This window comes from Microscilla marina ATCC 23134 (genome assembly GCF_000169175.1).
Lineage (GTDB): Bacteria > Bacteroidota > Bacteroidia > Cytophagales > Microscillaceae > Microscilla > Microscilla marina.
This window is the reverse complement of the sequence record NZ_AAWS01000017.1, coordinates 25,078-37,565: the sequence shown is the minus strand read 5'-3', so window position 1 is coordinate 37,565 and position 12,488 is coordinate 25,078. Positions and strand designations below refer to the sequence as shown.

9 protein-coding genes are annotated in these 12,488 nt (G+C 36.7%); 5 read left to right on the top strand and 4 right to left on the bottom strand.

Features of this window, described 5'->3' with window-relative positions; translation table 11 throughout:
* Window positions 1-34: 34 nt before the first annotated feature.
* Together cdd and M23134_RS38340 are read right to left on the bottom strand one after the other, a co-directional pair.
* Window positions 35-544: a cytidine deaminase gene (cdd, locus tag M23134_RS17065; protein ID WP_002698285.1), complete on the bottom strand. Its 510-nt coding sequence runs from the start codon at window positions 542-544 to the stop codon at window positions 35-37.
* A gap of 156 nt (window positions 545-700) precedes the next feature.
* Window positions 701-3,742: a PAS domain S-box protein gene (locus M23134_RS38340; RefSeq protein ID WP_002698282.1), complete on the bottom strand. Its 3,042-nt coding sequence runs from the start codon at window positions 3,740-3,742 to the stop codon at window positions 701-703.
* Window positions 3,743-3,920: 178 nt separating this feature from the next.
* Here M23134_RS38340 and M23134_RS17055 point away from each other — a divergent pair, with 178 nt between their 5' ends.
* The 4 genes from M23134_RS17055 (at window position 3,921) to M23134_RS17040 (ending at window position 8,951) form a co-directional block, all read left to right on the top strand.
* Window positions 3,921-5,255, top strand: a complete 1,335-nt coding sequence (locus M23134_RS17055; protein ID WP_002698280.1) for a saccharopine dehydrogenase C-terminal domain-containing protein — start codon at window positions 3,921-3,923, stop codon at window positions 5,253-5,255.
* A 72-nt stretch (window positions 5,256-5,327) separates the two neighbouring features.
* Window positions 5,328-6,362, top strand: coding sequence for a GumC domain-containing protein (locus M23134_RS17050; RefSeq protein ID WP_002698279.1), 1,035 nt, complete (start codon window positions 5,328-5,330; stop codon window positions 6,360-6,362).
* A 554-nt stretch (window positions 6,363-6,916) separates the two neighbouring features.
* Complete coding sequence (locus tag M23134_RS17045) at window positions 6,917-8,170, top strand: efflux RND transporter periplasmic adaptor subunit (protein WP_002698278.1); 1,254 nt, start codon at window positions 6,917-6,919, stop codon at window positions 8,168-8,170.
* 91 nt (window positions 8,171-8,261) lie between these two features.
* On the top strand, window positions 8,262-8,951 hold the full coding sequence (locus tag M23134_RS17040) for an ABC transporter ATP-binding protein (RefSeq protein WP_002698277.1): 690 nt from the start codon (window positions 8,262-8,264) through the stop codon (window positions 8,949-8,951).
* Window positions 8,952-9,100: 149 nt separating this feature from the next.
* Here M23134_RS17040 and M23134_RS17035 read toward each other — a convergent pair whose 3' ends face one another.
* Together M23134_RS17035 and M23134_RS17030 are read right to left on the bottom strand one after the other, a co-directional pair.
* On the bottom strand, window positions 9,101-10,651 hold the full coding sequence (locus M23134_RS17035) for a serine hydrolase domain-containing protein (RefSeq protein ID WP_002698276.1): 1,551 nt from the start codon (window positions 10,649-10,651) through the stop codon (window positions 9,101-9,103).
* 626 nt (window positions 10,652-11,277) lie between these two features.
* Window positions 11,278-11,934: a hypothetical protein gene (locus M23134_RS17030; RefSeq protein ID WP_045113758.1), complete on the bottom strand. Its 657-nt coding sequence runs from the start codon at window positions 11,932-11,934 to the stop codon at window positions 11,278-11,280.
* 138 nt (window positions 11,935-12,072) lie between these two features.
* On the opposite strand from M23134_RS17030, the gene M23134_RS17025 reads away from it, so the two are divergent.
* Window positions 12,073-12,483 (top strand): hypothetical protein, encoded by a 411-nt coding sequence (locus tag M23134_RS17025; RefSeq protein ID WP_045113757.1) that lies wholly within the window; start codon window positions 12,073-12,075, stop codon window positions 12,481-12,483.
* The last annotated feature ends 5 nt before the right edge of the window (window positions 12,484-12,488 follow it).

The following is a 12,488-nucleotide window of genomic DNA, read 5'->3' as shown; positions in this document are numbered from 1 at the left end:
GCTCCGCGAACTTATTGTTTTTTTTGTGCTTATCTTATTCGCCAGAGTTCAAGTTTTTCTTACCAAACTTAAGGGGCAATAAATCGGCAATAGACGAAACTACATACACCTTCTCTTCTTGACCTTGCAAAATCAACTGAATGTTATGAGGCTGTTTTTCTTCATATTCGAGCATTGCCTGGCGACAAGCCCCACAGGGTGCAGCTGGTAAAAATACTTCATCGCCCCGCTGAGCAGCTACTGCAATGGCTTTGATTGTACGGTTGGGGTATTGGGCACCAGTATAATAAATAGCGGTTCGCTCGGCACAAATACCAGAAGGGTAAGCCGCGTTTTCTTGATTGCTCCCTGTCACTACTGTTCCATCATCCAGCAAAATGGCTGCGCCTACCAAAAAATTGGAATAAGGGGCATACGCCTGATGGGTTATTTTTTCGGCGGCTTTGAGCAAGCTGGCATACTCTGGGGCAAGTTCTGACGGGCGATCATACACATCTATAGAAAGCGTAATATCGAGTTTTTTTCTTTGATCTGTTTGGCTCATGTTACTTGAATATTTAGGAGACAAAGTCAAATGTCCATCGAGCAACTTTTGACTTATAGTATTTTAATGGTTCAAGTAACAAAGATACAGGTAACCAAACATAAGTACTTGTTATTATTGTACCTATAGCCATTGATTTAGGGCTTTATCCTGAGTTTATTTTTTTCTCAACATTTCCAGCTCTTGTTCTTTAGCTTTTAAAGCTTCCTGGAGGTCGGCTTTCTCTTTTTCAAATTTTTCTATGATTCGAGCAATAGATTTCTGTTGAGTTTCTAGTATCTCTTGGGCTTTGGCTGTTTCTTGCTCTTTGATAGAAGCAATATTGATAGCAATCTTTTCTTTTTCAAACGCTTCTTGCTTTTGCTTTGTAATATCTTTGATAAACACTGCCACTCCAGTGATTTTACGAAGCTTATTCTTAATAGGGATAAAAGAAAACTGCCAATAAATATCCTGGTTGTTTTCAGGGTGATTAAAAATCTCTTCTATTTGTATTTTTTCGCCTTCCAGTGTTTTATCATAATGCTGTTTCCAGTAGTTAAACTTATCTTCCTGAAATGTCTCTGTAATATTTAATCCTGCTTTTAGGGTAATATTTCGAGTAGCATAGGCTGCCCTCATTTTATCATTCAGCAAAGTGATTTTATAACTTTGGTCTACCGTCAAAATCATCTCTTCAGTGTTGTTAATCACTGCTTTTAGGTTGGCTTCTCTATTTTGTAGTTTACGTTGAGTCAGTAATATTTTACGCTCAGCGTTCTTTCTATCGGTTATATCTACCGCAAACTCTACCAGCTTGTAAGGTTTGCCACTCAGGTCAAATATAGGATTAAAACTGCCCTGTATCCATATTTCTTTTCCGTTTTTAGACACTCGGCGCGACTCACCCGAATGATACTCGCCTTGTACCAGTTTATCCCACAGTAGTTGATAAGCTTCAGAGTTGCGTTCTTCGTTAGTAACCAATACGGCATGGTTTTGCCCAATAATATCGTCACGCTTATATTCCATCAAACGCAGGAAGATATCGTTTGCTTCCAGAATGTTGCCATCCATATCATACTCCACAGTGGCATTTGAACGACGGAAAGACTCGAGCTGCCCCTGGAAATCAAGCCTTAGTTTTTTGTCGGTCGTAACATCAAAGGCAATTTTAAGAATTTTATACGTTTTACCTTCTTTATTTTTAATGGGAGTAAAGGTAGTTTGCAACCACACCTCTTTGCCATACTTAGCGATTTGCTTAAACTCTCCCTTATGAGGCACTCCATTTTTCAGGTCATTCCACAATGCCTTGTAATCGTCGCTTTCAAAATCTTCGGTATCTATAAACATTCGGTAATGTTTGCCAGTAATTTCAGCTGCCGAATAATTCATAGTTTCTAAAAACAACTCATTGGCATTCAATATTTTAAACTCAATGTCCATTTCCAGTGTAATCAAGGTCGTATTCATGGCGTACGACTGTGCAGTAAGCACTTCTTGATTTTCTTCCATTTCTCCTTGAGTATGTTGTAAGGTAAGCAGGTTGTCGCGCATTTCCTTTTCTTGGTCACGCATTTGTCGGGTAATCTCCGTAGACTCCAACAAGAGTTTGTGGGTTTGTTCTGTGGTTTTTACTGCATACAAGGTAGATGCAATGTTTTCGCCTAACTTTTCAAGAAAATCAATTTTATACCTAGGTATCTCCTCAAACGATGCCAATTCCATTACCCCGTACACCGTTTCATTTAGCTTTAATGGAATAACCAAAATGCAGCTAGGGTTAGCCCCTCCCATTCCCGAAGAAATATCTACATAATCATTAGGAATATCGGTCACATAAATAGTGTCTACATCGTTGTAAGCCTGTCCTACCAAGCCTTCGTTTGTGTTGATTTGTTGGATTCGGTATTTTTGCTTTCCAAAGGCATAACTAGCCAATAATTCTATAAATATATTCTGCTCGTCATTGTCATTTACTATATAAATGCCTCCTTGGTTGGCATCAATGTATTTTACAATGTTAGAGATGATCTCATAACCGAGTGTTTGGGTGTTTTCACGGTAAGTTTGTAAAATATTGCTAAACATCGCCAACCCTTTGTTTGCCCAGGCACGTTCTTGCTCCTCTATATTTACTGCACTTAGTTTTTCGCGCATGTTTAGCAGTGCTTCTGACAAAGTATCTTTTTCTTCGGCTTCATAAGATAAATCCAACTCGCCTTGTTCAATACCTTTGATAAAAGTGGTTGCCTGACGTATTTTACCAATCAACAAGTTAAGTGTATCAGCAATAATTCCTATCTCATTTTGTTTTTTATAATCTATTCTTTGGTCAAGGTCTCCCGTTTGAATGAGTGCTGCACTGTTGTTTATTTTTTGAATTGGTATGGCTATCCAAGTGTTATACACCAGGTACCCTAAAGCAAGAAACAAGAAAAACATCCCCCAATTGATATACAACAACAACTGTAGGGTTGCCTGAGTATTGTTTACAATAGACTCACAACTGTCAAGTAACTCATTGGTTTGTTTTGACAAAGGATCAATATTTTGCTGAAGCGCCTTGTAAGCTTTGGTGCTTATCGAGTCTAAAGAATAATCTTTGTTTAAAGTAAGTTTGTATTTTTTGGCAAGTTTCAATGCCAATGCATCAATGGCAGCTATAGTATCTTTGGCATTGAGCAATTCATTAATACCTTGAGTAGCAATAGAATCGTTGATAATTTTTTGTTGGGCTGCCCAAAAATCAAGCACGGCTTGCGCGGGAGACAATTTGTTATATTGATTGTAATCAAATTGTACACGACTTGCCAGGGTGAGCGCATTTGTTTTATAAGTATTCCATATAGGAGCAATAAGGTCTAAGTTTAACCGGAACTCAGGTGTATTGCCTGGCAAACTAATACTTTCTTGCTCTACTGCTACCTCTCCTTCCTGGGTTACAAGGTTAAGCATTACCTGATAACGATTTATACTTTTACGCAGTAAACGTTGACTGTTTTCAGTTTCATATTGTTGGCTAATATGATGCGCAAACAAAAGAGAAGAGCTAATATCTTTATTGGCTTTAGAAATCTCATTATACAGTTTATTATAGTTTTCTATTTTACTGTTGTATACATTGATAAACAGTTGTAAAATAAAAAATATAACTGCAAATGAAATAAAGAATAGGATGATTTTATTTTTGATGACCCTATGTTTATTATTCATACTTTATTCAATTATCCTATTTGAAGGGGTTTGTTAATCAAGTCTAAATTTAATTATAAAAAACAAAGTGGCTATATAAAACCAGCTATTTTTATTAATAATAAATACCATAGCCATGATATTTTGGTTTTCAATAAGTTGACTTAGCTTTGGGGTACGAAACACAATCACATTTAATATGGCACATATTTTAGTTATAGGAGCAGGAAGGTCTGCTGATGCGCTTATCGATTATCTGGCAAAAGCCGTGCAAACTTATCAATGGAAAATGACAGTTGCTGATGTGTCTACTGACCTGTTGACACAAAAGTTGGCACCTTATCCACACGTTAAAACGCTGGTGTTTGATATATATAACCATTCGCAAGCAACTGAAACTATAGCCAAAGTCGATATGGTGGTCTCCTTATTACCGGCCAGCTTACATGCCGAGGTAGCCAAATATTGCTTAATCCATCAAAAACACTTATTGACAGCCTCTTATTTGTCAGAAGAAATTAAAGCCATGGCAAAAGATGTAGAAGAAGCTGGGCTGATATTTTTAAATGAAATAGGGCTAGACCCAGGCATTGATCATATGTCGGCAATGCAAATGATTGATGAGATCAAGTCACAAAATGGCAATATTGTGTCCTTTAAATCATATACAGGTGGCTTGGTTGCCCCAGAGTATGACAACAATCCCTGGCATTATAAGTTTACCTGGAACCCCCGTAATGTAATATTAGCAGGCAAAGGAGGCACTGCACAGTATATAGAAAACGGACAATACAAGTATATTCCTTATCATCAATTATTCAATCAAACAGACTCCTTAGAGGTAGAGGGCTTGGGAAAGTTTGAAACCTACGCCAACCGTGACTCACTCAAATACCGCGAGTTGTACGGGTTAGATCATATTCCTACCATGTTGCGTGGCACCCTCAGAGGCGATGGTTATTGTAGCGCCTGGGCTGTTTTGGTCAGTTTGGGGCTTACCTCAGACGATTTTGAAGTAGACACCAAGGGGATGACTTACCGTACCTTTACTGAGGCATTTTTTCCTGAGACCAGTGCTCAGAGTACTGTTGATAAACTTGCAAGTTTTATAGGCAAGTCTGCTGACCATGAGATCATTCAAAAAATTGCCTGGGCAGGTTTATTAGACGATATTCCTATTCCAGTAAAAGGTTCTCCCGCTTTTATATTACAACATTTGCTAGAGCAGAAATGGAAATTAGAAGACAATGACAAAGATATGATTGTCATGCAACATCAGTTTGAGTATCAGCTAACAAACCAAACAAAATATGCCAAAACATCTGACTTGGTAGTACTAGGCGACGAAAACCATACTGCTATGGCAAAAACAGTAGGGCTGCCATTGGCTATAGCTGCCAAACTCATTTTGTTAGGCAAAATCAACTTAAAAGGGGTTTTTATTCCTACACTCAAAGAAATATATGCACCTGTCATGGCTGAGTTGTTGCAACTTGGGATAGAGTTTAAGGAAAGACAAACACAATTGGCATAGATATATGCCCTTAATCAGTGTTTTTTTATAAATTTACAGCCAGTTTTATTTTAAACAGATAAAGAACCGACCATGAGTCAGAGTAAAAGTAAGCCTGAAGAAGAAAAAAACGCAGCAAAACCTATTACAAATCTAAACGAACAGACAAAAAAGGTAGTTCAATCAGATGAAATAGACTTGAGGGAGCTATGGGGTCAGTTTGTTAGCTTTTTGAGAGTAGTCATTAAAGGAATAATAAAAAGAGGACTCTTATTAGCTGTTTTTCTAGGGATTGGAGGAGGAGTTGGCTTTTATTTTCATAAAGTTTCAGCACCTACCTATAAAACCAGAATGTTGATTGATGCAAAAGAGGCTGATTACTCTATTTTGTCAGGCTTGTTGGGAACTTTGCAAAACTTAGCGGATGAAGGTAACCATAAAGCTCTTACCAATATACTTAAAATTGACCCAGCAATAGCCAAAACCATTGTATCGATCAAAGCAGTAGATAAGTTAGTAGTGCTTAAAGACTTAAGTGCTCAGCAAAACAAAGAGTTGAAACCAGGGAAAGATGAAAGACAAGCCAGTTCTAAAGAAAGGGACAAAGAGATTTTTCAACTCAAAGACAAAAAATTTGCGATAGAGTTAAGCCTGACTGATAATGCCAATGTCACAGCCCTAGAAGGCGCAATTATTACTTATCTTCAGGAAAATGAATACATGAAGAAAAGAGTAAATACCAAAAAGATGTTTTTAACTCAAAAAAAAGAAAAACTTAGGCAAGAAATCCAAGAACTTGACTCTCTCAAACGCCACATTGCCAAGGTATTTACTCGCAAAGATCAAAACATTCAAATTACAGACCCAGGTACAATTTCTAAGCTTTATGAGGAAGCTGTAAAACTACGAGAAGAAGAGCTAAAAGTAGATACAACCCTTGCTTTGATAGACAATGTACAAATAGTAGAAGGTTTTGTAAAGTTTAATAACCCTAGTATTAAAGTAACCAAGCGTATAAAAACAGGATTATACATTGGCTTTGCCATCTGGTTTCTGCTAGTTTTATGGCTGGATGTACGCAAACCTTTTATGAAGTTTTTAAATAGTGAACCAAAAAACAGTGATTAATGTTCACTCTATCATACATATAAAAAGCAAGACACGTTTGCCCTCCTGCCTTTTATATAGTATTCTTTCTTATTTATAGCACACCACAAATACACATTGCGTTAGTCAGGCAAAGTGCTTGGCTAACGATCAATGTACTATGTCAAAAATACCTATCGCCCCTCCTTATATTGAAGTAAGCTATTTTAAAAGTCATAGCAGTAGTAACTACACCATTTTTGTTGTTATGCTCACTAAGTAATAAACATCTTCTATTTCATTTATCACTGATTTTATAGGTTTAGCACTTTATAAACTGAGTTTTTGGTTAATGTGAAAAACCATGATAAAAGCATTACTCAACCAATCCAATTTCAAAGTGTTCGTCAATGAACATTTTCTGTATTGAAGGCGAACATATAATACACTAAAAAAACCTCCTAAAACAATACAAAACACTGTACATCAACCACTTATACAAGGTGGCACTCTAATTGGCTAAGCAAGGGCAATGGTATTACCTGTTAGATACTACATACACATAAGCCTTTTAATAACTATGAAATTATAAAAACATGGACAAAGTAATTCAGAAGAAACAGTGGACACTCAAAAAAGTCTTCAGCCTTGGAGGAGCGGGTGGATTATTACTTTTACTATTGATTTACAGTTTTTTTGGTAATTCTTCAGCGAAACTGAATGTAAGCCAAGGAAAAATAACTATCGCCTCAGTACAAAAAGCTAACTTTCAGGAGTTTATAGTAGTTGATGGTGTAGCCCAGCCGATCAAAACCGTGTTTCTAGACATTATAGAAGGTGGCAGGGTTGAAAAGATTTTTGTAGAAGATGGATACCAAGTAAAAAAAGGAGATAGTATTTTGAAATTCACCAATACTGCTTTGCAGATTGATTTTATGAACCGCGAGTCACAATTATTAGACATGATCAATGAACGACAAACTACCCAAATCAATATGAGGCAAAATGAATTACAAACTTTAAACGAGCTTGCAGACATAGAATACAGACTAAAACAAGCCAAACGAAATCATCGGCGCGACTCACAATTAATAAAAGGCAAGGCCATAGCAAAACAGGTATATTTTACCTCAAAAGATAATTATGACTACCAACAACGAAAGTTTGAATTAGCCAAGAGGTCAATCAAACAAAATACAATGCTTAGAGCCGAACGCTTGAACCAACTTGATGCTTCTATCCAACGTATGCAAAGAAACATTGGCTTGTCTCAACGTACACTAGACAACCTCTATGTAATAGCACCTATCAGCGGGCAGTTATCAACTCTCAAAGCCGAAGTGGGCGAGTCTAAATCTCCGGGTGAAAACATTGGACAAATCGATAACTTGGATGGCTATAAAATTAATGTAGGCATTGACGAACACTATATTTCTAAAGTATACACCGGACTCAAAGGAACATTTGAGTTAGAAGGAAAAAACTATGAATTGGTAGTAAAAAAAGTATACCCTGAGGTACAGTCGGGGGAGTTTAAGGTAGATATGGAGTTTTTGAAAACGATTCCGGCTAAAATTCGCCGAGGGCAAACCTTACAAATTAAACTACAACTCAGTAGTTCTCAGCAGGCAGTTTTAATCCCTCGTGGAGGATTTTATCAGGCAACTGGCGGTGGTTGGATATTTGTGGTAAACCCTAATGGAGACAAGGCTGTAAAACGTAACATAAAACTTGGGCGACAAAATCCACACTATTACGAAGTAACCCAAGGCTTGAAACTTGGCGAAAAAGTCGTTGTATCATCCTATGAAGGTTATGAAAATATTGACCAACTTGTGTTGCAAAAATAACCAGTCTTGCTTACTTTATCACTCAGAATAAAAACCATATAAACCATTCAATGAAACTGTAGCAACAGATGCTGCCAAAAAATAGAAATCAATGATACAGACTAAGAAACTTAGTAAAATATATACTACGGATGAAATAGAAACCACTGCATTGAACAGTGTAAATATGAAGATAGACTCAGGTGAGTTTGTGGCCATCATGGGGCCTTCAGGCTGTGGCAAGTCTACTCTGTTGAACATATTAGGGTTATTGGATAACCCTAGCACAGGTGAGTTTTATTTTTTAGATAAAGAAATTAGTGGGTTTAGTGAGAAACAACGTGCCGATATGCGTAAAGCAAATATTGGGTTTGTGTTTCAAAGTTTTAACTTGATTGATGAGTTGACAGTATTTGAAAACATAGAGCTACCACTTATTTATTTAAAAGTACCAGCTGTAGAACGCAAACGCCGAGTTGAAGAAATTATGAACAAGATGGAGATTATGCACCGTAAAAAGCATTTTCCCCAGCAGCTTTCGGGTGGACAACAACAAAGGGTGGCCATTTCACGGGCTGTAATTACAAAACCAAAACTGATTTTGGCGGATGAACCTACTGGTAACCTGGACTCTAAAAATGGAGAAGAAGTAATGAACCTATTAACTGAACTCAATGCTGGCGGTACTACCATTGTCATGGTCACTCACTCATCGTTGGATGCTGAGTATGCACATCGCATTGTCAATTTATTTGATGGGCAAATTGTGAGTGAACATAAAAATGAAAACACTCTTTCATAAACACTATCTGAAGCTATCTCATCATATATTTTAGGAGAATATACCTCTAAATACTAGCAGGTATAAAGTGCCTTAAAGTCGTTTTTCTCTAATAAAAACAGGAAACGTTTGAATTATGAGGTAGCCTCATTTTACCAAATAAGCAATGCTTATTTCTTTTTTCTTATCTTCACTTCATCCCAATCGTTTTGAATAATTAATTGATTATTTCGGAAAATAATGCGAGTATAAGGGTCCAACAAGAACTTATCAGGGGCAATAGGGTACAGTTTTAATCCTGTTCCCCGCGACCCCGGGGTCTTGTAGTACAATTGATTGTCGATCTTCACAATTTTAAAGATATAATACCTGCTCACCGGGTATTTTCCCATATAATGTTTCCACTGGGTTGTATCGGGTTTGTAGCTGGGATAAGTCACCTTGATATGCCAGCGAAATAATGCATCAAACCGTATATGTCGCTTGGTACTTTTAGCAAGTAAAGTGTTGGCAATCAATTCATTTTTATACATTGTAGCAAAAGCAGTCCTTTGAGTAGCTTGCCATTGGGCTTGCAGACTTTTACCATTGTTACTTATATAGTTTAAGTCAGGCAAGGAACTATTAGCGAACACCAATTTGCGTAAGAAGATATTAGCTATGGGTGAGGATGTAACATCACCAAAAACCCCTAAACCTGCACTAAAAGGCTCACTCAACATATCGGTGTTGGCGAGCAATAATATGGTCATTTTTTTGTCAGGTACCTTCAAAATTAAAGAAGAACAAGAGCGTCCATATCCATAATGCCAATACATCTCTACTCCTTGATAACACTGTACAAACCAACCTTTAGCATAAGGTAAAGTATCATTTTTTGGAGTAACCCAAGGCTGAAAAATACGTTTCTTTTGTTTAGCTGTCAATAACTCCTCTCCTTCCAACGCTTGGGCATATTTTGCCAAATCAGAAATGTTAGACATCATTCCTACCGAAGTATTAAAGCGGTTAGAGTAAACAAACTTGGCAGGTTGCCCATTTTTTAGTTTATATGGTTTGGCCAACTTTTGGGTAAAGGTGTACCAATTTCGTTTAGCCACTAAAAAATCTTTGCGAGCATTTATATTAGGGGCAGTATGATGCATCTTTAAGGGATTGGCAATGTATTGCGTCACCAACTGAGCGAAGGATTTTCCACTGGCTTTTTTTAATACTTTTCCTAAAAGCTCGAACCTGGGACTATTGTATTTGTAAGCATTACCTACTGGTTTGCTATCTGAGACATGCGATAAAATATGTCGAACCTGAAGGTGCTTTAGCTTTGGTTTGTTGATCCCATACTTTGCCAATGAATCGGTCAATTTTAATTTACCAGCTTGCTCAAGTTTGAGAACAATGGCAGCAGTAAACGTTTTGGTTAAAGACGCAATATGAAAAATGGTTTGTGGAGTGACTTTGACCTTTCGCAGTATATCAGCATAACCAAAGCCCTTACTCCAGACGAGTTCTCCATTATGCACTACCCCTGCCGACATTCCAGGAATTTTGAGGTGACGCCGATATTGCTCAAGCAAGGTTTCTATATTTTGCCAACGTGCCCCAGGTTGTGCTTGCAATGGTACACAAAACAGGAAACAAACTGTAAAAAGAACGCTTAATTGCCCGGTTTGTCGCGAGATCAAACTGAACGCCTTGGTTTTGTAATTTTTGAGTTTATTCAAAGTTATATGATATGTTTTTATAAAATGTATCACACAATATTACATAAATAGCATAACTACTTTTATTTGTATAAAAAATAGTTGCATTTAAAGAAAAGAATACGCTTATTCATTCATCTTAGTTTGATTTACACGCTACAATTCTTTAATTTTCACTTAAATAAATCGCTGATCATAAAACTTTTATACAACTTACCTTGGCATTACCCATACAAGATAATGGCAGAAACGAGTTTAACTAAAAAAAATTACTTATTTTTTTTTGAAAAGTCTCTAAAATAGACGATTTTTACAAAAAAACAGATAGTTTAAATATATCAATCTTATAAAAGTACTATTTAATTAATCGAACCAATTTTGGAATTTAAGAACATATAGCATAGTTACGAAATAGCAAAAAACCCGCGTCATCCAACTGATACGGGCTTTTTTTTTGTCAAAAACTACGATATTATGTAAATATCTTTATTTAAAATTATGTTTTACAAGCAAAACTTACATAGTAATTTTTCAAAAGAAACTTACATTAATCAAAACCTATTACTTACCCCTTCAGTTGGGCAAAAACTACTCGCTATTTTTCGTTTGGCTTAAAATTCCCATCAGCCAATAAGCACACATTATGTTTAATCTTTGATTAGTTTCTTTATCTCGGTTATAGGTCCACTTTTTCCAAACCAACCAAACTTAAAAGTGAGCGCCATGTACTGCCCATTCAGGTTTATACTAGAGTTGTCATCTTCTTTGATAGTGTTAGAAAATCCTATCCTATACCCTCCAGTAAGGGCTATTTTCATAAACTTAGTAATATTTACTTCTATTCCAGCTTCAGGTGTTAACATAAAAAAATGTTCTCGCAACACACTTTGAGTATCATCGTAAAACGACGTTGTTGAGCGATAAAATCGCAGGTGCCCCCAACCCATTTTAAGGCTAGAAGTCAAATGTACTAGTTTGTGTGCTTGTGCATCATACCCAAACCATAAGCCTCCCTGACGCATTCTTAGGCGAAGGTTTTCACCACCCACCGACCTTGTCACAGTAGAAAAAGACATGTTTGACCCATATCCACCAAAAAAGAAATTGTTGAACATAATCGCTCCTCCTCCTCCATTAAACATCGCAATTGATCCATCAATTACTCCTAAACTTACTGTCGGACCTCCAAACCCTGAGATTTTCATGTTACCAGCACCACCAAATAAAGTTGCGGGGTTGTCTTGTCCCTGGCTCAAAGAAGCTATGCTCAAGCTCAAAAACATTGTCAATATAAATTGTTTCATGGTAATAAATAGTTGTTTTATCTTCGTATATAAAGGCAGACCTGCTTCGTTTAAAAAGGGTTGCCTTTACCACTGAAATTTGTCTGACTTCGCCTTCTTTGCATAAAAAACATATAACAACACAACTATATAATGCTCATGAAAAATAAAGTAAGTTTAATATTTTGTATACCGATAATTTTATTGTCAAGCTGTCAAACCAAGGAAACCCAAGTACAACACAGTATTCAACAGTTAAATCAGTTTACGACTCAACTATTGCGTAAAACGAAGGAAAAACCTGACCTTATCACAGGAATAAAAGATGCTCAGGAATATTTAACAGCCAATAAAAATAATATGCGTCAACACATCGAGCTGACCAAAACCACCAGCAGAGTACAAGTATCAGAAAAAACTATGAAAGCGTGGCAAGCAGCAGTTACTGCTAACCTTACAAAAGTAGAAACATTGAAAAAAGTGCATATTGGTCAAGCTTTGCAAAACGAAGAATTGGCAAAGCAGCTAAATAAACTGGTAAAAGAATACAAGGATTTGTTGCAAAAATAGATTCT